Source organism: Kribbella sp. NPDC051137, assembly GCF_040682535.1.
Taxonomy (GTDB): Bacteria; Actinomycetota; Actinomycetes; order Propionibacteriales; family Kribbellaceae; genus Kribbella; species Kribbella karoonensis.
On sequence record NZ_JBFBBI010000001.1, the window covers coordinates 118,258 to 143,947 of the forward strand.

General features: G+C 68.8%; 25 protein-coding genes. 13 read left to right on the forward strand and 12 right to left on the reverse strand.

The genetic code is table 11. The features are described from left to right. Positions 1 to 61 precede the first annotated feature (61 nt). A complete protein-coding gene (locus AB0M51_RS00590) occupies positions 62 to 1,243 on the forward strand; it encodes a transposase (protein ID WP_344190406.1) in 1,182 nt (393 codons plus the stop codon). A 38-nt stretch (positions 1,244 to 1,281) separates the two neighbouring features. Here AB0M51_RS00590 and AB0M51_RS00595 read toward each other — a convergent pair whose 3' ends face one another. Continuing rightward, positions 1,282 to 1,782: a sigma-70 family RNA polymerase sigma factor gene (locus AB0M51_RS00595; protein ID WP_363747536.1), complete on the reverse strand. Its 501-nt coding sequence runs from the start codon at positions 1,780 to 1,782 to the stop codon at positions 1,282 to 1,284. An 88-nt stretch (positions 1,783 to 1,870) separates the two neighbouring features. Between AB0M51_RS00595 and AB0M51_RS00600 the strand changes: the two genes are divergently transcribed. After that, positions 1,871 to 2,386 carry a hypothetical protein gene (locus AB0M51_RS00600; protein WP_344190404.1) on the forward strand — a complete coding sequence of 172 codons (516 nt, stop codon included), beginning with the start codon at positions 1,871 to 1,873 and terminating at the stop codon, positions 2,384 to 2,386. Here AB0M51_RS00600 and AB0M51_RS00605 read toward each other — a convergent pair. The 8 genes from AB0M51_RS00605 to AB0M51_RS00640 form a co-directional block, all read right to left on the reverse strand. Further along, positions 2,380 to 4,410, reverse strand: a complete 2,031-nt coding sequence (locus tag AB0M51_RS00605) for a beta-galactosidase (protein WP_363747538.1) — start codon at positions 4,408 to 4,410, stop codon at positions 2,380 to 2,382. The two genes, AB0M51_RS00600 and AB0M51_RS00605, sit on opposite strands and share 7 nt — an antisense overlap. Positions 4,411 to 4,437: 27 nt before the next feature. Then, positions 4,438 to 5,286, reverse strand: a complete 849-nt coding sequence (locus AB0M51_RS00610; protein WP_344190400.1) for a carbohydrate ABC transporter permease — start codon at positions 5,284 to 5,286, stop codon at positions 4,438 to 4,440. Further along, positions 5,283 to 6,230: a sugar ABC transporter permease gene (locus AB0M51_RS00615; RefSeq protein ID WP_344190398.1), complete on the reverse strand. Its 948-nt coding sequence runs from the start codon at positions 6,228 to 6,230 to the stop codon at positions 5,283 to 5,285. The genes AB0M51_RS00610 and AB0M51_RS00615 overlap by 4 nt, the downstream gene beginning before the upstream one ends. Continuing rightward, positions 6,227 to 7,594, reverse strand: a complete 1,368-nt coding sequence (locus tag AB0M51_RS00620; protein WP_344190395.1) for an extracellular solute-binding protein — start codon at positions 7,592 to 7,594, stop codon at positions 6,227 to 6,229. The genes AB0M51_RS00615 and AB0M51_RS00620 overlap by 4 nt, the downstream gene beginning before the upstream one ends. A 101-nt stretch (positions 7,595 to 7,695) precedes the next feature. After that, positions 7,696 to 8,715 (reverse strand): LacI family DNA-binding transcriptional regulator, encoded by a 1,020-nt coding sequence (locus AB0M51_RS00625; RefSeq protein ID WP_344190393.1) that lies wholly within the window; start codon positions 8,713 to 8,715, stop codon positions 7,696 to 7,698. Between the two features lie 95 nt (positions 8,716 to 8,810). Then, positions 8,811 to 9,347, reverse strand: coding sequence for a YbhB/YbcL family Raf kinase inhibitor-like protein (locus AB0M51_RS00630; protein ID WP_344190391.1), 537 nt, complete (start codon positions 9,345 to 9,347; stop codon positions 8,811 to 8,813). Positions 9,348 to 9,379: 32 nt separating this feature from the next. Continuing rightward, positions 9,380 to 9,838, reverse strand: coding sequence for a nitroreductase family deazaflavin-dependent oxidoreductase (locus AB0M51_RS00635; RefSeq protein WP_344190389.1), 459 nt, complete (start codon positions 9,836 to 9,838; stop codon positions 9,380 to 9,382). Continuing rightward, positions 9,835 to 10,257: a PPOX class F420-dependent oxidoreductase gene (locus AB0M51_RS00640; protein WP_363747542.1), complete on the reverse strand. Its 423-nt coding sequence runs from the start codon at positions 10,255 to 10,257 to the stop codon at positions 9,835 to 9,837. The genes AB0M51_RS00635 and AB0M51_RS00640 overlap by 4 nt, the downstream gene beginning before the upstream one ends. Before the next feature lie 71 nt (positions 10,258 to 10,328). Here AB0M51_RS00640 and AB0M51_RS00645 point away from each other — a divergent pair, with 71 nt between their 5' ends. Both AB0M51_RS00645 and AB0M51_RS00650 read left to right on the forward strand, forming a co-directional pair. Then, the gene (locus AB0M51_RS00645) at positions 10,329 to 10,775 is read left to right on the forward strand and encodes a MarR family transcriptional regulator (RefSeq protein ID WP_363747544.1); all 447 of its coding nucleotides are present in this window, start codon (positions 10,329 to 10,331) and stop codon (positions 10,773 to 10,775) included. A 69-nt stretch (positions 10,776 to 10,844) separates the two neighbouring features. Continuing rightward, positions 10,845 to 11,771, forward strand: a complete 927-nt coding sequence (locus tag AB0M51_RS00650; protein WP_344190385.1) for an AEC family transporter — start codon at positions 10,845 to 10,847, stop codon at positions 11,769 to 11,771. 1 nt (position 11,772) lies between these two features. On the opposite strand, the gene AB0M51_RS00655 is transcribed toward AB0M51_RS00650, so the two are convergent. The 3 genes from AB0M51_RS00655 to valS form a co-directional block, all read right to left on the reverse strand. Next, complete coding sequence (locus AB0M51_RS00655; RefSeq protein ID WP_344190383.1) at positions 11,773 to 13,194, reverse strand: DUF234 domain-containing protein; 1,422 nt, start codon at positions 13,192 to 13,194, stop codon at positions 11,773 to 11,775. 74 nt (positions 13,195 to 13,268) lie between these two features. Further along, the gene (locus AB0M51_RS00660; RefSeq protein WP_344190381.1) at positions 13,269 to 14,174 is read right to left on the reverse strand and encodes a hypothetical protein; all 906 of its coding nucleotides are present in this window, start codon (positions 14,172 to 14,174) and stop codon (positions 13,269 to 13,271) included. A 147-nt stretch (positions 14,175 to 14,321) separates the two neighbouring features. Then, a complete protein-coding gene (gene valS / locus AB0M51_RS00665) occupies positions 14,322 to 16,877 on the reverse strand; it encodes a valine--tRNA ligase (RefSeq protein WP_344190379.1) in 2,556 nt (851 codons plus the stop codon). A 74-nt stretch (positions 16,878 to 16,951) separates the two neighbouring features. Here valS and AB0M51_RS00670 point away from each other — a divergent pair, with 74 nt between their 5' ends. The 9 genes from AB0M51_RS00670 to rodA all read left to right on the forward strand — a co-directional run bounded on the left by AB0M51_RS00670 (position 16,952) and on the right by rodA (position 25,689). Then, complete coding sequence (locus AB0M51_RS00670; protein ID WP_344190377.1) at positions 16,952 to 18,310, forward strand: folylpolyglutamate synthase/dihydrofolate synthase family protein; 1,359 nt, start codon at positions 16,952 to 16,954, stop codon at positions 18,308 to 18,310. Beyond that, positions 18,307 to 18,669: a DUF4233 domain-containing protein gene (locus AB0M51_RS00675; RefSeq protein WP_344190375.1), complete on the forward strand. Its 363-nt coding sequence runs from the start codon at positions 18,307 to 18,309 to the stop codon at positions 18,667 to 18,669. The genes AB0M51_RS00670 and AB0M51_RS00675 overlap by 4 nt, the downstream gene beginning before the upstream one ends. Before the next feature lie 3 nt (positions 18,670 to 18,672). Beyond that, the gene (gene ndk, locus AB0M51_RS00680) at positions 18,673 to 19,083 is read left to right on the forward strand and encodes a nucleoside-diphosphate kinase (RefSeq protein WP_344190373.1); all 411 of its coding nucleotides are present in this window, start codon (positions 18,673 to 18,675) and stop codon (positions 19,081 to 19,083) included. Continuing rightward, positions 19,080 to 19,724, forward strand: coding sequence for a CatB-related O-acetyltransferase (locus AB0M51_RS00685; protein WP_344190371.1), 645 nt, complete (start codon positions 19,080 to 19,082; stop codon positions 19,722 to 19,724). The genes ndk and AB0M51_RS00685 overlap by 4 nt, the downstream gene beginning before the upstream one ends. A 141-nt stretch (positions 19,725 to 19,865) precedes the next feature. After that, positions 19,866 to 20,882, forward strand: coding sequence for a rod shape-determining protein (locus tag AB0M51_RS00690; protein WP_167219028.1), 1,017 nt, complete (start codon positions 19,866 to 19,868; stop codon positions 20,880 to 20,882). Between the two features lie 12 nt (positions 20,883 to 20,894). Beyond that, on the forward strand, positions 20,895 to 21,869 hold the full coding sequence (gene mreC, locus AB0M51_RS00695) for a rod shape-determining protein MreC (RefSeq protein ID WP_344190369.1): 975 nt from the start codon (positions 20,895 to 20,897) through the stop codon (positions 21,867 to 21,869). Position 21,870: 1 nt separating this feature from the next. After that, entirely contained in the window at positions 21,871 to 22,407 is a 537-nt protein-coding gene (gene mreD, locus AB0M51_RS00700; protein ID WP_344190367.1) for a rod shape-determining protein MreD, read from the forward strand. 64 nt (positions 22,408 to 22,471) lie between these two features. Next, the gene (gene mrdA, locus AB0M51_RS00705; RefSeq protein WP_344190364.1) at positions 22,472 to 24,523 is read left to right on the forward strand and encodes a penicillin-binding protein 2; all 2,052 of its coding nucleotides are present in this window, start codon (positions 22,472 to 22,474) and stop codon (positions 24,521 to 24,523) included. Continuing rightward, complete coding sequence (rodA, locus tag AB0M51_RS00710) at positions 24,523 to 25,689, forward strand: rod shape-determining protein RodA (RefSeq protein ID WP_344190362.1); 1,167 nt, start codon at positions 24,523 to 24,525, stop codon at positions 25,687 to 25,689. The genes mrdA and rodA overlap by 1 nt, the downstream gene beginning before the upstream one ends. The last annotated feature ends 1 nt before the right edge of the window (position 25,690 follow it).

A 25,690-nucleotide genomic window follows, 5' to 3' on the forward strand; every position in this document is an offset into this window, starting at 1 on the left:
ACCGCAACTCCCTCCCTCCACATGTCAGGGACTGTCGGTCCCGGCTGGTTGAATGAATGGCATGTCCCGCTTCCGGCTCGCCCCGACTCCGGAGCAGGAAGCGGCGCTGCTCGGGCACTGTGCACACGCCAGATACGTCTGGAACCTGGCGCTTGAGCAGTGGGGGATGTGGTCGCCGGGACGCAGGCGTCATCCACCGCGGTACGTCGAGCAGGCGCGCCAGTTGACCGAGGCCCGCTCCGGCAACGATTGGTTGCGGTCCGGGTCGCAGACCGTACAGCAGCAGGCGTTGCGTGACTTTGCCCAGGCCGTCACGAACCTCTTCGGCGGCACTCACCAGCGACCGACGTGGCGCAAGGCCGGTATCCACGAAGGGTTCCGGATCGTGGGCCCGCGGGCCCAGCGAGTGGACAAGCTGAACCGCAAGTGGGCCCAGGTGCTCGTTCCCAAGGTTGGTTGGGTGAAGTTGCGGCTGTCCAAGCCCGTTCCTCACGCGAAGTCGTACCGCGTCACTCGTGATCGCCGCGGAAGGTGGCATATTGCCTTCGCGGTGGTCCCGGACCCGATTCCCGGGCCGGGCACCGGTGGGGTTGTCGGTGTCGATCGTGGTGTGACCGTGTCGGCAGCTCTGTCGACGGGCGAGAAACTGCGGGTGCCGACGTTGACCACGGGCGAGAGGAGGCGGCTGCGGGAGTTGCAGCAGCGGCTTGCCCGCTCGGAGAAAGGGAGCAACCACCGTGCCAAGACCAGGTCGGCCATTGCCAAGCTGAAAGCCCGGGAAGGGGACCGGCGCAAGGATTGGGTCGAGCAGACCAGCACCCGGCTCGCCCGTGCGTTCGATGTGATCCGGGTCGAGGATCTGCGTATCGTCCAGATGACGCGGTCGGCCAAGGGGACAGTGGACAATCCTGGCAGGCGGGTTCGGCAGAAGGCCGGCCTGAACCGCGGCATCCTGGCGAATGGCTGGGGGCAGCTGGTCCAGCGGCTGGAGGACAAGGCCGCCGGCCGGGTCGAGAAGATTCCTGCGGCCTACACGAGTCAGACGTGTTCGCGGTGTGGGACCAGGGACCGGGAGGCGCGCGAGAGCCAAGCCGTCTTCCGCTGCCGGACCTGCAATTACAGCGCGAACGCCGACGTGAACGCTGCTGTCAACATCGCGGCCGGACGGGCCGTGAACGCACGTGGAGCGACTGCGGTACCGGTCGCTGAGAAGCGTGAACTTCAACTCTCTACCTCCGCGTAGTCGGGTTGGAATCCCCACCATCTATGGCGGGGAGGACGTCAAGAGCCGGTCACTCCTCGTTCCTCCAGCGCCGCGCGGAGGGCGTGCAGCGCGTAGTAGCTGCGCGACTTCACCGTCCCCGGCGGTACGCCGAGGACAGCAGCCGCCTCGTTGACGGTGCGCCGCCGGTAGAACAGCTCGACGATCACCTGCCGATGGTCCTTGCTGAGCCCGCGCAGTACGTCGATCACCTGCCAGACCTGCAGCACCCGGTCGATGTCGTCGCCGAGCGCCGGGAACTCGCGGCCGTCGATCGGCACCTCCGTCACCCTGGCGCCCTGTTTGCGGCGGCCGGAGATCACCAGGTTCCGGGCGACCGTGAACAGCCACCGGCCGGCCCGGTCCGGGTCCAGCTCGGCAGCGTGCGCCCAGGCGCGGGTCATCGTCTCCTGCACGATGTCCTCGGCGTACTGGCGATCCCCGACCGAGCGCAGTACGTACCCGAACAGCGGCCGCCGGTACCTGTCGTACAGCGCGCGGATCACCGTCTCGTCATCCACACCCCGAACTACGTCGGACAGCGGAAAACGGTTCAATCTGAACCGCTCGCCGGGATCGCGCGTATCTGCGGGGTGAGAGGAGATCCTGATGAAAACCACGATCTTGTTGCTAGGGGCAACGATAGCCGCGGTCGGCACGCTGGCGGCGTGCGGCGGCAGCAACAGCAGTTCGCCGCCGGCCGCCGGGGGCGGGGCAGCGGCGGCGGTGTCCGTCAAGGACGTCAGCGGGGTCGGCAAGGCGCTGGTCGACGCGTCCGGGAAGACGCTGTACTTCGCCCAGCAGGAGGCCGGCGGGACGATCAAGTGCACCGGCGGCTGCCTCGACATCTGGGTGCCCGCGACCGGGACCGCCGCCGACGCCAAGTCGGTCAGCGGGCTGGGCACGATGAAACGCTCCGACACGGGCGCGGACCAGCTGACCTTCCAGGGCAAGCCGCTGTACAGCTTCAAGCTCGACAACAACGGCCAGGCCAAGGGCAACAACGTGTCCGACAACTTCTCCGGCATGAGCTTCACCTGGCACGCCGCGACGACCTCGGCCGCGGTAGCGCCCAGCCCGGCGCCCTCGTCGTCCTCAGGCGGCGGTTACGGCAACGGTTACTGATCCAGCAGCACCCGGACGTCCCACGGGCCGAGGTCGAGCTTGCCGTCGACCACGACGTCGCCGAGTACGTCACGAGCCTGGGCGTCCAGGTCAAGGCTGACCTCGTCCCACGACCAGTTGTGGACGAACCGCAGCCGCCGCCCGTCGGCGGTGGTCGCGGACGTGACGGTCACGCTGCCCGGCAGGTCACCTGCCGGGCTCGGCCGGATCCACCGGAACAGCGCGACGGCCAGCGCCGGGCTCGGAACCGTGCCCACGTAGGTGATCCGGCCGTCACCGCAGGCCCGTGTGGTGACGGCCGGCCACCGTCCGAAGTGCGGGTGGTCGTACGTCGCCAGCACGTCGGCGTCGTCGACCTGCAGCCCGTCGATCCACCGCGTGGCCACCGCCCCGTCTCCGAATCCCAGAACGCGCAGGTCCGTTGTGAGGTTGCTGTACTCGTCGTACGACACCCCGGCCGCCGCGGCGAGCCCAGCAGGCTGTACGTCGGTCCGGGCGCGCGCCTCCCGGTCGGCGTACCCCGTGCGCGGTCCGACGACCAGGTGGCCGCCTGCCTCGGCGTACGCTACCAGCTGTGCCAGCAGTTCGTCGTCCGCGAGGTACAGGCCCGGTACGACGAGCACAGGGTGGTCCTGAACCGATCCGGTGAACTGGCTCGCGTGCAGAATGCGCACCTGTAGGCCGGCGTCGAAAGCCCCACGGTAGAAGGGATCGAAGAGACCCTGGTACGACTGCCGGTCCGGGCTGCCGTCCTCGTGGGACAGCGGAGGGTACTTCTGCATGAGCCACTTGCTCGGCAACGAGTACAGCATCGTGACGTCGCTGTCCGGGGTCAGACCGGTCATCAGGGACCCGGCCGCCTCGAGCTCGGCACCGATGCGGGCGATCTCCTGGTAGGTGCGACCCGGCCGGCCGTTGTGTGGCAGCACTCCGCCCCAGTAGGTCTCCGCACCGAAGTGCAGGGTGTGCCAGTGCCAGTACTCGATCATGCTCGCTCCGCGTGAGACCAGAGCCCAGGCGGCCTGGCGCCACTGACCGTCGTACGCCGGACGGTTGTCCCACGGGTAGCCGATGGACTGCGCGTTCGTCTCGGTGACGAGGAACGGCCGCTGCTGTGACGAGTACATGCGGTCCGCGCTGAGGTACAGCGCCCAGGTGCCGTTCGTGGTCCAGCCCTGCGATGCCGGCTCTGTCTGGGGATGAAGCAGGCCGTCCTGCATCGCGTAGTACGGGTTGCCTGCCGTCACGTCGAGGCGCCGTATCAGTTCGTCGTCGGCCATCGCGGGCCGCTCGTACGAGATGCAGGTGGTGACGAACTGGTCGGGACGCTTGTACTCGCGGACGATGTCTGCCTGCCAGCCGATGAACTCCGTGGTCTGGTCGGCCTGGAACTGCCGCCACGCCACGTCGTACTGCGGCTGCACGTTGCCGTCCGGCGTCCACAAGTCTGCCCAGTCCGACAGCCGGTGCGACCAGTACACCAGGCCCCACTCGTCGTTGAGCGTCTGTACGTCGCCGTACCTGTGCCGCAGGCTGTCGACGAACCGCTGGAACACCCCGTGGTTGTGGAGCAGTTCGTTGCCCGGCTCGTTGTCGACCTGGAACCCGATCACGGCGGGATGCCCGGCGTACCGCTCGACGATCTTGCGGATCACCCGCTCGGCGTGGAACCGGAAGCCGGGATGGGTGAAGTCGACCTCCTGGCGCGCGCCCCAGCCGATTGGCTGCCCGGTCTTCCGCTCACCGGCGATCTCCGGGTAGAGCCGGGCCAGCCACGGCGGCACGGCGTACGTCGGCGTGCCCAGCAGTACTGCGATGCCCCGGGCATGGGCACCGTCGAGGACCGGCTGCAACCAGTCCAGGTCGAACCGGCCGTTCTCCGGCTCCCAGGTCGACCACACCGACTCGCCGACCCGGATCACCGAGAACTTCGCCGCGGCCATCAGGTCGAGATCCTGCTCGAGCCGGTCGTCGGGTTGGTATTCGTTGTAGTACGCAGCTCCGAAAAGCACACGCTCGTGCACTGTGTTTCTCCAATGTGGGAGGGAGGATCAGGCCTTGACGCCGCCGGCGGCCAGCCCCGACTGCCAGTACCGCTGCAGCAACAGGAAGGCCGCGATCAGTGGGATGACCGACAGGAAAGAACCGGTGATCACCAGGGACAGGACGGCGCCCGTCGTACCGCCGCCGGCGCTCGCCTGCGACGACCACTGCGCCAGTCCCAGGGTGACCGGGTACAGGTCGGGGTTGTTCAGCATGATCAGCGGCAGGAAGTAGTTGTTCCAGGTCGCGACCAGGGTGAACAGGACCACGGTGACGATGCCCGGGGCAAGCATCCGGAGCGCGACCTGGAAGAAGATCCGGAACTCGCCGGCACCGTCGATCCGGGCGGCCTCGATGATCCCGTCCGGGACCGCGTCCTGCGCGTAGATCCGCATCAGGTACAGGCCGAAAGGGCTGACCAGCGACGGCAGGATGATCGCCCACGGCGTGTTCACCAGCCCGGCCTTGCTGAACAGCAGGTACGTCGGGATCGCGAGCGCCGTGGTCGGCACCATGATCGCTCCGAGCACCAGGCCGAACAGCGAGGAGTTGCCGCGGAACCGGTACTTCGCGAAGCCGTAGCCGCCGAGGGCGCACAGGAACGCCGCCCCGCCGGCGCTGACCACGGCGTAGAAGACCGTGTTCCCCATCCAGCGGGCGAACACCCAGCCGCCGTTCGTCACGGTGTCGTGGATGTTGGACCAGAGCGAGAAGTCGTGCGCGAACCACAGGCCGAAGCTCGAGAACAGGTCACCGACCGTCTTGGTCGAGGCCACGAACAGCCAGAACAGCGGCACCAGGAAGTAGAGCAGCAGGACGACCATCAGGATCGTGAGCAGATTGCTGCGACGTGTCATGACGACCGGCTCCTTCGCGTGCTGACCAGCAGGACGGCGTACGACGCGATGACGATGACCAGGCCGAGCAGGAACGAGACCGCCGCCGCGTAGTTCACCTCCTGCCCGGTGAAGGCGAGCGTGTAGGCGTAGAGGTTCGGGGTGTAGGCGCTGTCGATGACGCTGGGCGCGAGCCGCTGCATCAGTTGCGGCTCGTTGAACAGCTGGAAGCTGCCGATCACCGAGAAGATCAGGCACACCAGCAGTGCGGGCCGTAGCGCCGGGATCTTGATGCTCCACGCGGTCCGGATCGCGCCGGCGCCGTCCACCGCCGCGGCCTCGTACAGATCGTGCGGTACGGCGCGCAGAGCGGCGTACAGGATGATCATGTTGTAACCGGTGAACTCCCAGGTGACGACGTTCGCCAGCGACCCGAGCATCCAGTGGCTGGTGAGGAACGCCGGTGCCGGCAGTCCGAGATCACCCGCGAGCTGGGAGAACGGCCCGAAGTCCCGCCCGTACAGGTAGCCCCACATCAGGGCGGCGACCACACTCGGTACGGCGTACGGCAGGAAGACGCCCAGCCGGAAGACCCTTGCCAACCGCAACAATCCGCTGTCGATCGCCAGCGCGGCCAGGAGGGCGATCAGCAGCATCACGGGCACCTGGATGAGGAAGAACAGGCCGACCCGCCCGACACCTGACAGCAGCCTCGGGTCGGTCAGCGCCCGGGTGTAGTTGCCGAGCCCGGCGAACACCGTGCCGCCGATCAGCCTCTCCTGGAACAGGCTGAGGTACGCCGCGTAGGCCAGCGGGAGGACCAGCATGGCGAGGAACACCAGCAGGAACGGCGCGACGAACAGGTAGCCGGTGGGGGCGTGGCTCACCCCACGCCTCCGCCGGCGGGCCTCACTGCGGCTCGGGGTCTGGGCCCCGAGCCGTCGTTCGGTGGCGTTGACGGTCATTGCCCGACCTTGAAGCCCTGGTTCTTCGCGTACGTCGTCTCCCGGCTCTGCCACTGGTCGAGCGCCGCGCTGGTGTCGCCCTTGTTCGCGAACGACTTCCCGACGGTCTCGCCCCAGTCGCTGTAGGCCTGGTCCAGGAACGGCGGCCACTGGAACTTCGTGTCGACCGTGTCGCTGATGCCCGCGAACAGCTTGTTCACCGGCTGGCCGCCGTAGAACGGCAGCGGCTTGTCGACGAAGGACGTGTCCGCGAGCAGTGCCTTCGTGACCGGGAAGAGGAACTGCTGGGTCGCGAACATCTTGGTCGACGCGGGGTCGGTGTTGATGAACTCGGCCAGCTTCGCCGCGGCGATCGCGTTCTTCGTCCCTTGCACGACCGCGGTCGTCGAACCACCCCAGTTACCGGACACGTTCTTGCTCGCGTCCCACTGGGGGAGCGGCGCCGCACGCCACTTGCCGCTGGTCGCCTTCGCGCTGCCTTCGAGGAAGACCGGGCCCCACGCGGCGGTCAGCCAGGTGGCGTACTTGCCGCGGTTCAGCGCCTGGTACCACTGGTCGTTGAAGTCGGCGTCGGTCGACACCGAGCCGTCCTTGATCAGGCCACCCCAGTAGTCGGCGATCTTCTTGGAGTCCGCGCCGTTCAGGTCGATCTTGACCGAGTCGGTGCTCGGCGTCTCGAACGGCTTCACACCCGCCTGCCAGAGCAGGCCGAACCAGACTCCGGCTTGGCTCTGCGCCAGGTTTGTCATCGAGATGTTCGGTGCGGCCGCATGCAGCTTGCGGGCCGCGGCCGCGAACTGGTCCCACGTCTTCGGTACGGCGATGCCGTACTTGTCGAAGATGTCCTTGCGGTAGAGCATCCCCATCGGCCCGCTGTCCTGCGGGATCGCCCAGACCTGGCCGCCAGAACCGACCACCTGCTGCCAGGTCCAGGGCACGAACTTGTCCTTCAGTGCGGCGGCGCCGTACGGCCGCAGGTCCATCAGGCTCTTGGTCAGCGAGAACGTCGGGATGTACTGGAACTCGATCTGGACGGCGTCCGGGAACCCGGTGCCGGCCTTCAGCGCGGTCCGGAGCTTCGTGTACTGCGGGGTGCCCTGGCCGGCGTTGACCACCTTCACCTTGATCGCGGGGTACTTCTGCTCGAACAGGTCGACTTCCTTCTGGATGTTCGGCACCCAGGTCCAGAAGGTCAGCTGGGTCGGCGTGGACATCGCCTTGTCGATGTCTGCCTGACTGATGGTTTGCGCCGGACTGGCGGCGTTCGAGGACGACCCGCCGCCTCCGCCGCAGGCGGCGAGTGCCAGGGCTGCGGCCAGGACGAGAGTGGTGCCGACGGCTGTCCGTCGGCGAAGACGGTTCATGAACACTGCGAACAACTCCTTGGGTTCGGGCGCGGCGGTGCTGGGCACCCGGCGCGGCCGGGTGTCCGATGGGCGTGCTGAGGGTGCTGAGGTGCTGAGGCTCAGGCAGGTGTAGCGGTGGAGTGACGAACAACCAGCCGGAGCGACGGTGTGTCCGGCGTGGGGGGCCGGTCGCCGGTTGGCGACTCGACCTCGTTGACGAGGCGTGCGATCCCGCGTTCGACGTGCAGGTCGAAGTCCTGCGGGATCGTGGTGAGTGGTGGGGTGAGGAACGCGGCGGCCGGGATGTCGTCGAAGCCGACGATGCTCACGTCGTCCGGGACCCGTCGTCCGGCCTCGGTCAGCGCGCGCAGGACGCCGATCGCCATGTCGTCGTTGGCGACGAAGATCGCGGTGGCGTCGGCGTTCGCGGCCAGCTCCCGGCCGGCTTCGTAGCCCGACGCGGGGAGCCAATCGCCTTGCAGGACAGGCGGTTCGGGTGCGCCGGCAGCGAACAGGGCCTGACGCCAGCCCTCGAGCCGATCCCGCGCCGCCCACCAGCGTTGCGGTCCGGCGACGTGCCACACGGTCCGGTGCCCCAGACCCAGCAGGTGCTCGGTCGCGCTGCGGCCGGCGCTGACGTTGTCGCCGCCGGTGTCCAGGCTCGGCTTCGCGCGCAACCCCGGGAACCGGCCGAAACTGAGCACGGGGAGATCGACGTCGATCGACTGGTCGCCCTCGTCGATCGGTTCGGACAGGATGATGCCGTCGACCCCCTGCTCGAGGAGGTGCTCGACGGCGCTGGCGATGGTGTCGCCCTCGAGCGTGTTCACGATGGTCATCGAGTAGCCGGTACGGCGCAGCGTGCGTTCGATCGCGACGAGTTGGGTCGACGGCCCGAACAACGCCGTACCGAGGCAGACCACGCCGATCCGGCGGGTCTTGCCGGAGTTGAGCGCGCGGGCGGCGTCGTTGCGGCGGTAGCCGAGCTCACGCATCGCCGCCTGCACCCGGAGCCGTACCTCGTCCTTGACGTACGGCTCGCCGTTCAAGACCCGGGACACGGTCTTCTGGGACACCCCCGCCAACCGCGCGACATCCGTGCTGCGCGGCTGCCGGCGCTGACCGTCCTCGGATGCCATGGTCGTGAGCCCTCTCGCCGGTGTCTGACTGCGTAGTCAGGTTCTGTCTACGTAGTCAGAACGTCAATGGCTCGTTCGATGTGACCTGGGTCACGTCAGCGCGAGTACGTCGCCGTCAGACGGCCGCGGGCGATGGTCTTGGCGTCGATCGCCTTCAGCGCCTCGCTCAGGCCGGCGCCGTTCAGTAGGCCGGTCGGCTGCGACAAGGCGTAGACGGTGAAGCGGTAGTGATGCGTGCCGCTGGGCGGGCACGGCGGGTAGTACCCGGTCTTGCCGCCCGAGTTCTTCGCCTGCTTCACGCCCGGCAGCACGCCTCCTTCCGCCAGCGTTGCGGCGATCGGCTCGACGTCGAGCACGACCCAGTGCGTGAAGGTGCCGTTGGGGGCGTCGGGGTCGTCGACCACCAGCGCCAGCGCTCTGGCGTTCGCCGGGATGTTCGACCAGGCGAGCGGCGGCGGCAGGCTCTCGCCGTCGCAGGTGTACTTGCGCGGGATCGTCCCGCCGTCCCGGAAGGCCGGGCTGGTCACGGCAATACTCGAGGGTGCGGTCACGGCGGGCTCCTTCCCGGAACCGCCACCGCCACAGGCGGCCACCCCCAGCAGCACAGCAGCGCCCAGCAGCAGCGGTCGCATGCTCCCAACCTACTCGCGCACTCCGGTAGTGCTCAGTCGCGTGGCGCCAACCGGATGATCGGGAGTTCGCGATCGGTCTTCTGCTGGTAGCCCGCGAACCGCGGCGCGGTCGCGACGATGTGCCGCCACGCCTCGTCGCGGGCCGCGCCGTGCAGTTGCTCGGCCCGGACGTCCACGGTTTCGCCGCCGATGTCGATCCGGACGCGGTCGGGGTTCGCAGCCAGGTTGTAGTACCAGTCGGGATTCCCCGAGCCGCCCCAGGCGGACGCGATGATCAGCCGGCTGCCGTCGGCGGCCGGGAGCCAGCTGAGCGGCGTCCGCCGCTCGGCACCGGACTTGCGGCCGATCGTCCGCAGTACGAGCATGTCGAACCCGCCGACCTTGCCGCCGGTGCGCCGGATCAGCTGCCTGACCAGGCTGTTCATCCACCGCAGCGGCTGCCCCTTGAGTTGCCGGGCGCCGTGCGTGCCCGCCCGGGTGTCGAAGCTCATGCGGACTCCACTGTGTTGTGCACTGTGCGGTTGGTGCTCACCTTGTCCCCGTGGCCGAAGGGCTTGCCTTCGAGGTTGAAGCTCCACGAGATCGTCGGCGTGATCCGCAGGTACTTGCCGGGGCCGAACTGTCCGGTGCGCTCCACCGGCTCGGCCACGCCGTAGATCCGAAGGTACCGGGGGACCCACGGGTCGGTCGAAGGTACGTCGTCGAGGACCACCGCGACCTTCGTGTTGCCGGCCTGCACGTTGCGGTACTTCCGCGTCTTCGCCGGGTCCAGGCCGCCGATGAACAGGTGCGTGCCGTCGTACTCGAACCCGACCGGTACGGCGTCCGGCTGCCCGTCCGGGCCGACCGTGGCGATCCGCGCGATCCGCTGGGTCCGCAGGTACTCGAGCTCCTCGTCGGTGAATGACATCGGTCCTCCCAGATGGTTAATGCCACGTACTGTACGCGTGATTAACCATACGCGCCATGTACCGTAAAGCCGTGAGCGAGACGTGGGCGGAACAGTTGGACACCGGCACCGGGCTGATCCAGCTGATGACGCTCGTCCAGGGCATCTACGCGACGGTCTCGGAACGGCACGAACTGACGCCGGTGCAGGCCAAGCTGCTGTGCGTGCTGATCGGTGGGCCGCGCGGGATGGCTGAGCTGGCACAGCTGTTCGGCGTCGAGAAAGCGGCGCTGACCGGGTTGGTGGACCGGACCGAGAAGCGCGGGCTCGCGGTGCGTTCGGCCGTACCGGGGGACCGGCGGGCGGTCCGGGTGACGCTCACCGAGGCGGGGCGGCAGGCGGCGTCCGCGTTCCACGCCGACATGGGCGAGGCGCTCGGTCGGCTGACCGAGCCGATCCCGGCCGGCGACCGCGAGCAGTTCCGCAGCACAGTCGAGGGCATCATCACGAGGTGCCGCACGTCACCGTCCAGCGAATGAGCTGCGCGGGCCCGCGGACAGCGGTTGCCCCTACGATCGAGGGCGTGCCCACCCGCCTGAGTTCCTGAGATGTCGGCCGTCATCGGCGCCTTCGCGGCGCTGGTCGCAGTGGCCGTGCTCGGGTACGTCGTCGGCCTCTTCGGCGTACTGCGCTCCCAGGACGAGTTGGTGCTGTCCCGGCTGGCGTTCTTCGTGGCAACGCCCGCGCTGCTGTTCACCACCGTCGCGCGGGCCGACATCCGGTCGATCTTCTCGGCGGTACTGGTCACCAACCTGGTCAGCCTGTTCGTGGTACAGGCGGTGTTCCTGCTGATCGCGGTGGTGCTGTGGCGGCGGACGCGGTCCCAGGCCACGATCGGGGTGCTCGCCTCGTCGTACGTGAACGCGGGCAACCTCGGCGTACCGGTCGCGGCGTACGTCCTCGGCGACGGCGCGCTGGTGGCGCCGATCGTGCTGTTCCAGGTGCTGGTGATGGCGCCGATCGCGTTCGCCGTACTGGACGGCGACCGCCAGGGGAGCGGCCGGCGGGTCGATCTGAAGACGGTCCTGTCCCGCCCGCTGCGCAACCCGCTCACGGTCGCGTCCCTGCTCGGGCTCGTGGTGTCCCTGCTCGGCGTCCGGCTGCCGGATCCCCTGCTGCGCCCGATCGAGTTGCTCGCGGCGGCCGCCGTACCCGTCGCCCTGATCGCCTACGGCCTGAGCCTCAGCGCCGGCACCAAGGATTCGATCACCCTCCGCCGCGACGTCGTCCTCGCGGTCTCCCTGAAGACCGTCGCCCAGCCTCTGGTCGCCTACACGATCGCCCGCTGGCTCCTGGACCTCCACGGACACGCCCTGCTCGCCCCCACCCTCCTGGCGGCCTTACCCACCGCCCAGAACGTGTACGTCTACGCCGTCCACTACCGGGCCGGCCGCACCCTCGCCCGCAGCGCAGTACTCCTCAGCACCCTGCTCTCGATCCCCGCCATGATCCTCATAGCCGGCCTACTCACCTGACTCAGCGCCAAGCAGCCAGTAGCTCTGCCGGACCTACTGCTTGGACGCCGTCGACCGCAACCCCCGCACGAGCGACGGCAAGCAACGGAGTCGACTCGCTCGCACCCGGAAGCTGACTCCGATGGACGTGCAGCCTGCTCAGATCGCGGGCGTCGAAGGGTTTGCGCTCCAGCCACTTGATCGACCCGACCGCGGTGATCTGCCTCGCCACCGGTCCACGATCCGCGGCGACCACGTCGATCTCCGGGTCGTTCGTTCTGGTCCAGTAGCCGCCGATGACACCGGTGCCATCCGGTACGCCACCGTCGCGCAGACGAAAGAGCGACTCACGCACCACTGGTTCGACAGCCCGGCCGCGCCATGACGACCATGACGCCCGGATCCGCGCCAGTGTGAGGTCACCGCGGCCGCGCTCGACCTCGGCAAGGTGCGGCCCGAGGAAGGCAAGCCAGAAGCGCAGGTGTGGGTCGGCGATGTAGTAGCGAGTCTCTTTTGATGGGCGAGTGGACAGTGGCGTCACCGCTTCGACCACGCGTTTCGCGGTCAGTAGGTGGAGCGCCCGGTTCAAGCTGCTGGCCGGCATACCGCCTGCGGCGCGGCCGATCAGCGTATGAGTGCGTTCGCCGGATCCGATCGCCGAGAGGACAAGCCGGGCCTGGGCATCGGACGGGAACTCGGCAGCGAGGGAACGTTCGCCGCTGACGATGAGTGCTGTGGTCGGATCGGTGAGTGTTGACGCGAGGTAGTCGAAGACGCCGGCCCCCGTCGGCCAGTCCTCGAGAACCAACGGAAGGCCACCCGAGACCAGGAATGCGTCGAACGCCTCGGCGGGCTCGAGATCCAGCATCTCGGCGACATCGACCGGGCTCAGGGGAGGGACGACCATCTCGGCACCGCGCTGGTGGAACGGTCGGTCGTACTCGTTCAGGCGTTCCATCATCGCGAGGTCCGATCCCACGCACAGCAACAGGACCGGCTTGCGAGAGAACTCGCGATCGTACAGTTTCTGCAGCGTGCCTTCGAAGCCAGGGTCGTTCGCGATGAGATACGGCATCTCGTCGAACACGACGATGCTCGGCCGGTCTGTCGGCAAGGCGGCCGCCAGCAGGTGCAGCGCCGCATCCCAGTCCTGTGGCGTCTGTCCGGCGAACAGCTTCGCCTGCGGCAGCGTCGAACTGGTGGCAGCCTCGACGAAGAGCCGCAGGTCAGTTGCGGTGTTCGACTGCGCCGACGCCGTGTAGAAGAGGCTCGGCAGCCCGGAACGCTCGATGAACTCCTCGACCAGCCGCGACTTCCCGACTCGCCGTCGGCCACGGATCAGTACCGCTCTGCCGGGGCGTCCGGATCGTCCCCGCCCGTCGACCCGGGTCAACAGCCGGTCGAGTGTCTCGAGTTCACGGGTCCGGCCGTAGAACTCGTCCATGCTTACCGCCTCTGAATAGCCCGTATGTGAGACAACCAGAAATGAACGTACCAAACTTGGTTGTCTTCTGGTACTCAGCGCATGGCTTTGAAGGCTTGTTCGGCTACCGGGGCGACCTGGTCGACGGGGACGCCTTCGTTGGCGGACTGGGCGATGACGGTGAGGGTGTTGGAGCCTCGGTAGCACTGGGTGGGGAGGTTGCCGCTCGCCTCCACGCAGGTGCTGCTGCCGACGTGCTTGATCTTGTCCGGGGTGGCGCCGGAGTCGGCGACCGTCTTGTCGATGTCGACCTTGCCGCGGAGCGCGATGATCACGTACATCTTGCTGCCGTCGATCGAGCCGTACGCCTCGACGGTCGCCTGCTTGCCGTTGTTGATCCGGCTCAGCGCCGCCCGCGTCTGGTCGAGCTGCAGCTGGTCGCGGATGCCCTTGTCGGTGATCCGATCGAGCCCGGCGAGCTTCGCGGGTGGGTTGATCCCACGGTTCGTGTTCAGCCGGTTGAGCGGTCCGAGCCCCCACACATACCCGAGCACCGCCAGCACCACGAGCAGCACCACAGCCCCACCAACCGTCAACCAGGCCCCACTCAACCGAACCCGCCGCACCCCTTTCTTCTTCGCCGCCCCCACACCTGTCCCGCCACCACCCGCCGGCCCGGCGTCCGCACCTAGCCCCGCGCCCCTCTCACCCGCCACTCCGGCACTCGCCCGACCCGCCGGTCCGGCGTCCGCCCCGCCCGCGTTGTCGCCCGTCGCTCCGGCACTCGCCCCGCCTGGCTTCTCGCCCGCCGGTCCGTCCGCCCCGCCTGGCTTTTCGCCGGTCGGGTCGGTTGCGTTCGTGCTCTTTCCGGCCGCGGGTGTCTCGTCCGCGGCGGTGTTCGCAGCGGGCTCGGCGGCCGGGACGGGGGCGAGTTCGGTGGTGTCGTCGGCGGCGGTGTCAGCCTGGTTCTTGGGGTCCACCGGGGTGGTGGGGTCGGTCATCGAGTAGCTCCTCGGACGTGCGGGTCACGGGGTGCGGCTGGAGGTTCGTCCCGATCGTTCCACATCGGGACAAGCCGACCCCGCAGGGTAGCCGAACGCACAGGTGCCCGCCTTCCGGACCGGAAGGCGGGCACCCAGGGCCGGTGCTCAGAGTGTCGCGACGACCTTGACCGCATCGGACTCGTTGGCATTCCAGACGATCTCGCCGGTGATGCGCCCGGCGGCCCGCAGGTCGGGCTCGGCGCGCTCGGCGAGGGACAGGCGGGCGGCCGGACCGGTGACCTCGACCTTCGAGACCTCGGTCTTCATCGACACCTGCGCCTCGGACTTCGCGCCGCGGATCCCGGCCAGCACCTCGGACACCGCGTCCAGGACCTCGGCCTCCTGGTCCGCGACCGCCAGGTCGGCCTCCGGCGTCGGCCACGACGACAGGTGGATCGAACCCTCCTGCCACCACGACCAGACCTCCTCGGTCGCGAACGGCAGGTACGGCGCCAGCAGCCGCAGCTGGACCGACAGCGCGACCGCGAGCGCGGCCTTCGCCGACGCCGCCGCGGCCTCACCCTGACCGCCGTACGCACGCTCCTTCACCAGCTCGACGTAGTCGTCGCAGAACGTCCAGAAGAACCGCTCCGCGATCTCCAGCGCGCCGGTGTAGTCGTACCGCTCGAAGGCCGCTGTCGCGTCCGTGACGACCGAACGCAGCCGCTGCAGCATCGCCAGGTCGATCGGCTCCGTAACCGCCGAAGCGTCGACCGTCGTCGCCCCGAACCCGAGGACGAACTTGGACGCGTTCAGCACCTTGATCGCGAGCCGCCGGCCGACCTTCATCTGCGACTCGTCGAACGGCGAGTCCAGCCCCGGCCGCGCCATCGCCGCACGCCAGCGGACCGCGTCGGAGCCGAACTTCTCCAGGATCTCCGACGGGATGACCGCGTTGCCCTTGGACTTCGACATCTTCTTGCGGTCCGGGTCGACGACGAACCCGGAGATCATCGACCGGGCCCACGGCAGCGTGCCGTTCTCGAAGTGCGCGCGGACGACGCGGGAGAACAGCCAGGTCCGGATGATCTCGTGCGCGTGCGTGTTCAGGTCCATCGGGAAGGTACGGCGGAACAGGTCGTCGTCCCGCTCCCACCCGCAGACGATGTGCGGCGTCAGCGATGAGGTCGCCCAGGTGTCCATCACATCCGGGTCGGCCTCGAACCCGCCCGGCTTGCCGCGCTGGGACTCGTCGTACCCGCGCGGAGCCTGCGAGGTCGGGTCGATCGGCAGCTCGGCCTCGGACGGCATCAACGGGTGCGCGTAGTCCGGCTCGCCGTCCCGGTCCAGCGGGTACCAGACCGGGAACGGGACGCCGAAGTACCGCTGGCGGGAGATCAGCCAGTCGCCGTTCAGGCCCTCGACCCAGTTCAGGTAGCGGTGCCGCATGTGCTCCGGGACCCAGGCGAGCTCGTTGCCGCGCTCCAGGAACTCCTGCTTGAGCGCCGCGTCCCGGCCGCCGTTGGTGATGTACCACTGCCGGGTGGAGACGATCTCGAGCGGCTTGTCGCCGTTCTCGTAGAAGTTCGCCATCCGCTCGGTCTTCTTCGGTTCGCCGTCCAGCTCGCCGCTCTCGCGGAGCTTCTGGACGACCAGCTCCCGCGCGCTGAAGACGGTCTTGCCGGCGAGCTCGCCGTACAGCTCGGAACCCTCGAGCCACGCCGGGGTCTCGCGGAGCAGCCGGCCGTCGCGGCCGATCACCGTACGGACCGGGAGCTGCAGCTCGCGCCACCACTGGATGTCGGTCTGGTCGCCGAACGTGCAGCACATCGCGATACCGGCGCCCTTGTCCATCTCGGCGGCCGGGTGCGCGAGGACCGGGACCTCGACGCCGAACAGCGGCGACTTCACCGTCGTCCCGAACAGGTGCTTGTACCGGTCGTCGTCGGGATGCGCGATCAGCGCGACGCAGGCCGGGATCAGCTCCGGGCGGGTGGTCTCGATGTACACCGGCCCGTCGGCGCCGTGACCATCTGCACTGTGGAAGGCGACCCGATGGTAGGCGCCCGGATACGGCCGGGCCTCCATCTCCGCCTGCGCGACCGCCGTCTGGAACGTGACGTCCCAGACCGTCGGCGCCTCGGCCAGATACGCCTCGCCGCGGGCGAAGTTGCGCAGGAACGCGCGCTGCGACGTCCGCCGGGAGTCCTCGGAGATCGTGGTGTAGAGGTACGACCAGTCGACGCTCAGGCCGACCTGCCGCCACATCGCCTCGAACGCCTGCTCGTCGATGTGCGTGAGCTCGCCGCACAGGTCGACGAAGTTCTGCCGGGAGATCGGGAGCTGCTTCTTCGGGTCCGGCTTGGCCGGCGGCGTGAAGTCCGGGTCGTACGGCAGCGAGGGGTCGCACTTGACGCCGTAGTAGTTCTGCACCCGGCGCTCGGTCGGCAGGCCGTTGTCGTCCCAGCCGATCGGGTAGAAGACCTTCTTGCCGCGCATCCGCTGGTACCGCGCGACCAGGTCGGTGTGCGTGTAGCTGAAGATGTGCCCGACGTGCAGCGACCCGGAGACCGTCGGCGGCGGCGTGTCGATGGAATACACATCGGCACGCTCGGCGGTGCGGTCGAAGGCGTAGGTCTGCTGCTCCTTCCATACGGCAGCCCACTTCTCCTCGAGGCCATCGAGGGTGGGCTTGTCTGGAACGCGGGACGTCTGGCTCATGCGCACAATGTTAGTGGTTGTCAAGGGGTGCTCCGACCGGTTATCCACACCCCCCTCCTAGACTGGGCATCCTGATGAGTGACCTCTCCTTCGCCGAAGTGTCGGCGCGGCTCCAGCAGCGCTGGCCGGAGCACAAGATCGAGCCCACCCTGGACCGCGTCCGGCGCCTCGTCGAGCTGCTCGGCGACCCCCAGAAGGCCTACCCGGTGGTGCATCTGACGGGGACGAACGGCAAGACGTCGACGGCGCGGATGATCGACACGCTGTTGCGCGAGTCCGGCCTGCGCACCGGCCGGTTCACCAGCCCGCACCTGGAGTCGGTGACCGAGCGGATCACGCTGGACGGCGAGCCGGTCAGCGAGCAGCGCTTCGTCGAGGCGTACGAGGAGATCGCGCCGTACCTCGACGTCGTCGACGCCGAGCAGGAGCACCCGCTGACGTTCTTCGAGGCGATGGTCGGGATGGCGTTCGCGATCTTCGCCGACGCCCCGGTCGACGTCGCGGTGATCGAGGTCGGCCTCGGCGGCACCTGGGACGCCACCAACGTCGCCGACGGCACGGTCTCGGTGATCACCCCGGTCGCGGTCGACCACGCGCACCTGCTGGGCGCGGATCCGGTCACGATCGCCGGCGAGAAGTCCGGGATCATCAAGCCCGGCGGCACGGTCGTGATGGCCCAGCAGAGCCTCGACGTCTTCGAGGTACTGCTCCGCAAGGCCGCCGAGGTCGGCGCCCAGGTCGCCCGCGAGGGCATCGAGTTCGGCGTCGTCAGCCGGACGCTCGCGGTCGGCGGCCAGGTGGTCTCGATCAAGGGCCTCGGAGCGGAGTACGACGAACTGTTCGTTCCGCTGCACGGTGAGTACCAGGCGCACAACGCCGCCGTCGCGGTCGCCGCGGTCGAGGCCCTGCTCGGCGCGAGCCCGGAGACCGAGGGACGCGTGACGGCCGAGCTGCTGCAGGCGGGCTTCGAGCAGGTGACGAGCCCCGGCCGGCTGGAGGTCGTCCGGCAGAGTCCGACCATCGTGGTGGACGCCGCGCACAACCCGCACGGCGCGGAGGCGACCGCGGCCGCGGTGTCGGAGGCCTTCCAGTTCCAGCCGCTGATCGGCGTACTGGGCTGTATGAAGGACAAGGACGTGTACGGCGTCCTCGAGGCGTACGAGCCGATCATGGAAACCGTCGTCTGCACCCGGAACAGCTTCGTCGAGCGCTCGATGCCCGCCGAGGAACTGGGGGAGCTGGCCGCGGAAGTGTTCGGCGAGGAGCGGGTGCTGGTCCGCCCGCACCTGATCGACGCGATCGACGACGCGATCCGGCTCGCCGAGGAGAACGCGGTCGCGCTCGGTAGCGGCGGCGTCCTGATCACCGGCTCGGTGATCACCGCCGGTGAGGCGCGATCGCTGCTGGTCCGCAAGCAGAAGGACGAGAAGTGAGGTCGCTCGCCTCGATCGTGCTCGCGTTCGAGTCCGTCGTCCTCGCGCTGGTCACACCGGTGATGATCTCGATCGCGGACGTCCGGCCCGCGGTGGCGGTGCCGACCTGCCTCGGTCTGTTCGTACTGGCGCTGCTCGCGGCCGGGCTGCTCCGCTTCCAGGCCGGGTACGTCCTCGGTTCGGTGGTCCAGGTCGGCGCCGTCGGCCTCGGCTTCGTCGTACCGGTGATGTTCCTGCTCGGCCTCGCCTTCGCCGCCTTCTGGGTGGCCGCGATCGTCCTCGGCCGCCGGATCGAGGCCGCGAAAAAGGCTCACGAGCAGTTAAGCTCGGCCGCCCCGACTACTTCGAGAGAGAGTTGACAGATGTCGCAGCGCACCCTGGTCCTGCTGAAGCCCGACACGGTCCGCCGCGGACTGGTGGGCGAGGTGCTGGGCCGGTTCGAGGCCAAGGGCCTCACGATCGTCGCGATGGACCTGCGCACGATCGACGGTGAGATGGCCGACCAGCACTACGCCGAGCACGTCGACAAGGCCTTCTACCCGCCGCTGCGGGACTTCGTCACCAGCGGCCCGATGGTGGCGCTGGTGCTCGAGGGCGACGAGGCGATCGAGGTCGTCCGGGCCCTGAACGGCGCCACCGACGGCCGCAAGGCCGCCCCCGGCACGATCCGCGGCGACTTCTCACTGTCCAACCGCGAGAACCTCGTGCACGGCTCCGACTCCGAGGAGTCCGCCTCCCGCGAGATCAAGATCTGGTTCCCCGACCTGCCGTGAGCCCGGTCCTGCCCGACCCGACGCGGCTGCATCCGATGCCGGAGCAGCCGCGCGTCGTACTCCTCAAGCCGCTGGTCACCTCGCCGCTGATCGAGGTCGGCGAGTTCACGTACTACGACGACCCGGACGACCCGACCGCGTTCGAGACCCGCAACGTGCTGTACCACTACGGCCCGGAGAAGCTGGTCATCGGGAAGTACTGCGCGCTCGGTGAAGGTGCCCGGTTCGTCATGAACGGCGCCAACCACCGGATGGACGGCCCGTCGACGTTCCCGTTCCCGATCATGGGCGGCTCGTGGTCGGAGCACTTCGACCTGATCGGCGGGCTTCCCGGCCGCGGTGACACCGTGGTCGGGAACGACGTCTGGCTCGGATACCAGACCCTCGTGATGCCCGGTGTGCGGATCGGGCACGGCGCGATCGTGGCGTCCGGGTCGGTCGTCACCAGCGACATCCCCGACTACGGGATCGCCGGAGGCAACCCGGTGAAACTCATCCGCCGCCGGTACTCCGACGCCGATGTCGACCGGTTGCTCGCGATCGCATGGTGGGACTGGCCGCTCGACCTCGTCACCGCGCATGTCCGCACGATCATGTCCGGCACCGTCGACGAGCTGGAGCAGGCTGCGGAATCGCTGTAGCCGCAGGCCGTTGCGGACTGCAGGTGCTTGAGCAGATACGATACGTGCCTGGGCGGACGGGTCGTGTCGGTCCCCAGGCGGCGTCGCTCAGCGTTTAGCCTGGTCGGGGACCGAGTGGGAGGTGCCGCGGTGGCCAACAGCATGCTCGGCCGCGACATGGCGGTCGATCTCGGAACGGCGAACACCCTGGTGTACGTGCGCGGCCGGGGCGTCGTGCTGAACGAGCCGTCCGTGGTCGCGACCCGGACGGACGAGCCGCAGGAAGCGGTCGCGTTCGGTCACGAGGCGAAGAAGATGATCGGGCGTACGCCGGGCAACATCACGGCGATCCGGCCGTTGAAGGACGGCGTGATCGCCGACTTCGACGCCGCCGAGCAGATGCTCAGGTACTTCATCCAGCGCGTGCACCGCCGGCGGTACTTCGCGAAGCCGCGGATCGTGGTCTGCGTCCCGTCCGGGATCACCGCGGTCGAGCAGCGCGCGGTCCGCGACGCCGGGTACATGGCCGGCGCCCGCAAGGTGTACATCATCGAGGAGCCGATGGCCGCCGCGCTCGGCTCGAACCTCGAGGTCCGCGACGCGACCGGCAACATGGTCGTCGACATCGGCGGCGGGACCACCGAGGTCGCGGTCATCTCGTTCGGCGGCATCGTCACCAGCCAGTCGATCCGGGTGGCCGGCGACGCCATCGACAAGGCGATCGTGAACTACTGCAAGAAGGAGTTCTCGCTGCTGCTCGGCGAGGCCACCTCGGAGCAGATCAAGATGACGATCGGGTCGGCGTTCCCGACCACCGACGGCCCGGACAGCGAGATCCGCGGCCGGGACATGGTCTCCGGCCTGCCGCGCACGGTGAAGGTGTCGTCGGCGGACATGCGGCAGGCGATCGAGGAGCCGATCACCGCGATCGTCGACGCGGTCAAGGCGACGCTGGACAAGACGCCGCCGGAGCTGGCCGGCGACATCGTCGACCGGGGCATCGTGCTGACCGGCGGCGGCGCGCTGCTGAAAGGCATGGACGAGCGGCTCCGGCACGAGACCGGGATCCCGATCCACGTCGCGGAGAACCCGCTGGACGCCGTCGTGCTCGGCGCCGGCAAGTGCGTGGACAACATCGAGACCCTCAACCGCATCCTGGTCACCGACAACCGGCGCTGAGGTACCCAAGGAATGCTCAAAGACCTCGGCAGCCCGTCCCGCAGTACGTCGGCCCGGAGCAGCACCTCGACCCGGAGCGCGTTCCGCTCGGCGGGCGAGACGCCGCTGCGCTCGGCGGGTACGCCGCGCGAGGTGCGGCGGCGCCGGTCCGTGCTCGCGCTGGTGGTCCTGGCCTGTTTCACGCTGATCGTGCTGGACGCCCGGCGCTCGGCCGGTTCGCCGCTCGAGCCGGTGCGCGAGGCCGCGGCCGCCGTCTTCGGGCCGCTGGAGTCGACCGCGACCTCGGCCCGGCAGCCTGTGGACGACCTCCGCGACCGGTTCGCGGAAATGGACAGGCTGAAGTCCGAGAACGAGAAGCTGAAGCAGGAGAACGAGGATCTCACCCGGCAGCTGGACACCTCCGACTACGCCCGGAGCAGGGCGCAGGAGCTGGACAAGCTGCTCAAGATCGCCCCGCAGTACACGATGACCCCCGCCCGGGTGATCGGGATCGGCAGCGCGCAGACCTTCAGCCACACCTTGACGATCGACGCCGGCACGGCCGACGGCGTGCGGACCGACATGACCGTGCTGAACGGCACCGGTCTGGTCGGCCGGGTGGTCCGCACCACCCAGGGGACCGCGACCGTGTTGCTGATCGGCGACCGGAACTCGACCGTCGGCGGCCGGCTGAACTCGACGCTCGCGCTCGGCTTCGTCTCCGGACGCGGCGACGTGGCCGGCACCCTCGACTACAAGCTCGTCGACCCGAAGGCCCGGCCGAAGGTCGGCGACCGGATCGTCACCTGGGGTTCCAGCGACGACGCGCCGTACGTGCCCGGGGTCCCGATCGGCGTCGTCGCCTCGGTGACGCCGAACGAGGGCGCCCTCGGCTCCACCGCGACCATCAAGCCGTACGTCGATCCGACCAGAATCGACACCGTCGGTGTGGTGACCGGGCCACCCGCCCGACCGCCCCGCCAGCAACTCACGGGGAAGGGGAACTGACGTGATCGCGTTGCGCATCGGGTTGGCGGCCCTGTTCCTGATGATCGCCGTGACCCTGCAGACGTCCGTGCTGCCGAACATCGCGGTCGCGGGCGTGACCTGTGACCTGACGCTGATCGTGGTGATCGCGCTGGCGCTGTCCCGCGGTGCGGAGTGGGGTGCGATCGCCGGGTTCGTCGGCGGTCTGCTGATGGACGTCGTACCGCCCGCCGACCACACGGCGGGCCGCTGGGCGCTGTCGATGGCGGTCGCGGGGTACGTGGCCGGCCTGATCCGTCGCGAGCGCACGTCGTCCGGGCCGGTCGGTCCGCTGGGCGTGGCGGTGACGGTGGTGCTCGGGACGGCGATCTCGTTCTTCCTGTACAGCGCGACCGGCTCGCTGCTGCACGACCCGTCGGTCGACTGGGGCCAGTTCGGCGTCCGGCTCGGGATCGCCGCCGGGTACGACGTGGTCGGCGCGATCGTGGTGATCCCGCTGGTGATGTGGATCATGGGCCGCGTCAAGCCCGCCCGCGAACGCCGCCGGGTCGTCTCATGAGCACCGCTCTCCTCCTCACCTCCGGCCCTGCTGACCACCTCGTCCCGGCGAAAGGTCTGTTGTCGTGAGCTGGGACGGTTTCGAAGCTCCGCTCAAGGCCAGGCTGCGGCTGGTCGTGATCGGGGTGCTGGTCTTCTCCTTGCTGTGCACGCTGTTCGGCCGGCTCTGGTACATGCAGGTGCTGTCGAACGCCGACTATTCGCAGGCCGCGAACCAGCAGCACATCCGCCAGGTCCTGATCCCGGCCCCGCGCGGAACGATCGTCGACTCGCAGGGCCGGACGCTGGTCGGCAACCGGGTCTCGCTGATGATCACCGTCGACCGCTCGGTGCTCGCGAAGCTCCCGGAGACCCAGCAGAACGTCGTCATCGCCCGCCTCGCGAAGGTGCTCGGCCAGCAGCCGAAGGACCTCAAGGCGCGCACGATGCTGTGCGGCGAGCCCGGCGCGTCGAAACCGCCCGCCTGCTGGAACGGTACGCCGTACCAGCCGATCCCGGTCGCGAAGGACGTCAGCGAGCAGGTCGCGATCGAGGTGATGGAGCGCCGCGAGGACTTCCCCGGGATCGCGGCCGACTCGCAGACCCTGCGGGCGTACCCGGAGCCGTTCAAGGTGAACGCCGCGCACATCCTCGGGTATCTGTCGCCCATCACCACCGAAGAGCTCGAGGCGATGGACAAGGCCGGGCAGGACTCGGTCCCGCACCGCTCGGACCTGGTCGGCCGGGCCGGCATCGAGCGTTCGTACGACAAGCTCCTGCGCGGCACGCCCGGTGAGAAGGACGTGATCGTCGACGCCGTCGGGTACACGACCGGCATCCAGAAGCAGACCGCCCCGGTCCCGGGCGCGACGCTGGTCAGCACGATCGACTCCCGGATCCAGGCAGCGGTCGAGACGCAGCTCAAGGGCGCGATCATGACCGCCCGGAAGCAGACCGACCCGGTCACCCACAAGAAGTACGTCGCGGACTCCGGCGCCGCGGTCGTCCTGGACACGAAGACCGGCCGGGTCGTGGCGATGGCCAGCTACCCGACGTACGACCCGGGTGTGTGGGTCGGCGGGATCAGCCAGCGGGAGCTGGACGCGTTGTACTCGGCGAAGTCCGGGACGCCGCTGGTCTCCCGCGCGCTGCAGGCGCAGCTGGCGCCGGGGTCGACGTTCAAGCCGATCACCACGTCGGCCGCGCTCGGCGCCGGCTACAGCCCGAAGACCCGTCTGGACTGCTCGTCGTACTTCGAGGTCGGCAACCGCAAGTTCAAGAACTACGAGTCCGCGTCGTACGGGATGATCGGCTTCGACCAGGCGCTGGCGCTGTCCTGCGACACGTTCTTCTACCGGATCGCGTACGCGCTCTGGCTCAAGGAGGGCGGCAACTCGAGCGACGTGAGCACCCACGACCCGCTGGTCGAGATGGCGCAGAAGTTCGGTCTCGGTACGCCGACCGGCATCGACCTGCCCGGCGAGGTGAGCGGCCGGATCGCCGACCGGAAGTGGAAGAAGACGTACTACGACTCGATGAAGAACTACTACTGCAAGATCTCCGCGAACCCGCCCGCGGGGACGTCGGCGTTCCTCAAGCAGTTCTCCCGCGAGTTCTGCGTCGACGGGTACAAGTACCGCGCCGGTGACGCGGTGAACTTCGCGATCGGCCAGGGCGACACCACGGTCACCCCGCTGCAGCTCGCGACCGTGTACGCCGCGCTGTCGAACGGCGGCACCCTGTACGAGCCGCGCGTCGTGCAGTCCTGGGTCGGCGCCAACGGCAAGGCGCACGAGATCAAGCCGACTGTGAAGGCGAAGCTCCCGGTGTCGGCGGCCAACCTGAAGTACATCGACAACGCGCTCAAGCAGACCACGATCTCCGGTACGGCGGCCTGGAAGTTCCAGGGCTTCCCGCTGGACAAGGTCCCGGTCCGCGCCAAGACCGGCACGGCCGAGGTCTACGGCAAGCAGACCACGTCCTGGCTGGCGTCGTACACCGATCGGTACGCCGTGGTGATGATGATCAGCCAGGCCGGTACCGGTTCGGGTGCCGGCGGTGACGCGGTCCGCAAGATCTACGAGACGCTCTACAACATCACGCCCGCGCCCCCGCCCGGTAAGGAACCGAAGCACTGATGGCGCTCCTCGCTCCGATCCGCACCCGGCCCAGGATGGACCGGTGGTCGACCGTGTGGCAGATCGACTGGGTCCTGGTCTTCGGCGTGGTCGCGCTGGCGTTCCTGGGCGCGCTGCTGGTCTGGTCCGCGACCCACAACAAGACGTCGCTGACCGGCGGCAACCCGGACGCGTACCTGATCCGGCACGCGATCAACTTCGCGATCGGCCTGGTGCTCGCGGTCGGTGCCGCGATCACCGACCACCGCCGGGTCCGGATCCTCGCCCCGGTGCTGTACGCCGGTTCGATCGTCGGCCTGATCCTGGTGCTGGTGCCCGGGATCGGTGCCACGATCAACGGTTCCCGGTCCTGGATCCTGCTGCCGTTCATGTCGGTCCAGCCGAGTGAGTTCGCCAAGCTCGCGGTGATCGTCGGGATGGCGCTGCTGATCGCGGAGAAGAGCGAGACCGACCGCAACGAGGAGGCGCGGACGCTCGACGTGGCGCAGGCGGTCGCGGTCGCCGCGGTCCCGGTCGCGCTGGTGATGCTGCAGCCGGACCTCGGCACGGTGATGGTGCTCGGGTCGATCGTGTTCGGGATCATCGCGGTCTCCGGGGTGCCGAAACGCTGGATGCTCGCGCTGCTCAGCGCGGGCGTCGTGGTGGCGGCGATCGCGATCAGCACACATGTCCTGAAGCGGTACCAGATCGACCGGTTCACCGCGTTCATGCATCCGTCGTCGGACCCGCAGGGCATCGGCTACAACGTGAACCAGGCGCGGATCGCGATCGGGAACGGCGGCATCTTCGGGCAGGGGCTGTTCCACGGCGGCCAGACGCAGAACGGCTTCGTCCCCGAGCAGCACACCGACTTCGTGTTCACGGTCGCGGGGGAGGAGCTCGGGCTGATCGGGGCCGGCGCGATCATCGTGCTGTTCGCGATCATCCTGTTCCGCGGGCTGCGGATCGCGGTGAACGCGCGGGACGCGTTCGGTCGGCTGGTGGCGACCGGGATCGTCTGCTGGTTCGCGTTCCAGGCGTTCGAGAACATCGGGATGACCCTCGGCATCATGCCGGTGACCGGCCTGCCGCTGCCGTTCGTGTCGTACGGCGGGTCGTCGATGTTCGCCTGCCTGCTGGCCGTCGGCCTGTTGCAGAACATCCACCTGAGGTCGCACCGGTACTGAC

Excerpts from the sequence above, each read along its gene's own strand:
- ndk (WP_344190373.1), top strand. The coding sequence starts at position 18,673 with ATGTCGCAGCGCACCCTGGTCCTGCTGAAGCCCGACACGGTCCGCCGC.
- AB0M51_RS00590 (WP_344190406.1), top strand. The coding sequence starts at position 62 with ATGTCCCGCTTCCGGCTCGCCCCGACTCCGGAGCAGGAAGCGGCGCTG.
- rodA (WP_344190362.1), top strand. The coding sequence starts at position 24,523 with ATGGCGCTCCTCGCTCCGATCCGCACCCGGCCCAGGATGGACCGGTGG.
- AB0M51_RS00630 (WP_344190391.1), bottom strand. The coding sequence starts at position 9,347 with ATGCGACCGCTGCTGCTGGGCGCTGCTGTGCTGCTGGGGGTGGCCGCC.
- valS (WP_344190379.1), bottom strand. The coding sequence starts at position 16,877 with ATGAGCCAGACGTCCCGCGTTCCAGACAAGCCCACCCTCGATGGCCTC.
- AB0M51_RS00670 (WP_344190377.1), top strand. The coding sequence starts at position 16,952 with ATGAGTGACCTCTCCTTCGCCGAAGTGTCGGCGCGGCTCCAGCAGCGC.
- mreC (WP_344190369.1), top strand. The coding sequence starts at position 20,895 with ATGCTCAAAGACCTCGGCAGCCCGTCCCGCAGTACGTCGGCCCGGAGC.
- AB0M51_RS00690 (WP_167219028.1), top strand. The coding sequence starts at position 19,866 with ATGCTCGGCCGCGACATGGCGGTCGATCTCGGAACGGCGAACACCCTG.
- AB0M51_RS00635 (WP_344190389.1), bottom strand. The coding sequence starts at position 9,838 with ATGAGCTTCGACACCCGGGCGGGCACGCACGGCGCCCGGCAACTCAAG.
- AB0M51_RS00615 (WP_344190398.1), bottom strand. The coding sequence starts at position 6,230 with ATGACCGTCAACGCCACCGAACGACGGCTCGGGGCCCAGACCCCGAGC.
- AB0M51_RS00625 (WP_344190393.1), bottom strand. The coding sequence starts at position 8,715 with ATGGCATCCGAGGACGGTCAGCGCCGGCAGCCGCGCAGCACGGATGTC.
- AB0M51_RS00640 (WP_363747542.1), bottom strand. The coding sequence starts at position 10,257 with ATGTCATTCACCGACGAGGAGCTCGAGTACCTGCGGACCCAGCGGATC.
- AB0M51_RS00650 (WP_344190385.1), top strand. The coding sequence starts at position 10,845 with ATGTCGGCCGTCATCGGCGCCTTCGCGGCGCTGGTCGCAGTGGCCGTG.
- AB0M51_RS00610 (WP_344190400.1), bottom strand. The coding sequence starts at position 5,286 with ATGACACGTCGCAGCAATCTGCTCACGATCCTGATGGTCGTCCTGCTG.
- AB0M51_RS00620 (WP_344190395.1), bottom strand. The coding sequence starts at position 7,594 with ATGAACCGTCTTCGCCGACGGACAGCCGTCGGCACCACTCTCGTCCTG.
- AB0M51_RS00660 (WP_344190381.1), bottom strand. The coding sequence starts at position 14,174 with ATGACCGACCCCACCACCCCGGTGGACCCCAAGAACCAGGCTGACACC.
- AB0M51_RS00600 (WP_344190404.1), top strand. The coding sequence starts at position 1,871 with ATGAAAACCACGATCTTGTTGCTAGGGGCAACGATAGCCGCGGTCGGC.
- AB0M51_RS00655 (WP_344190383.1), bottom strand. The coding sequence starts at position 13,194 with ATGGACGAGTTCTACGGCCGGACCCGTGAACTCGAGACACTCGACCGG.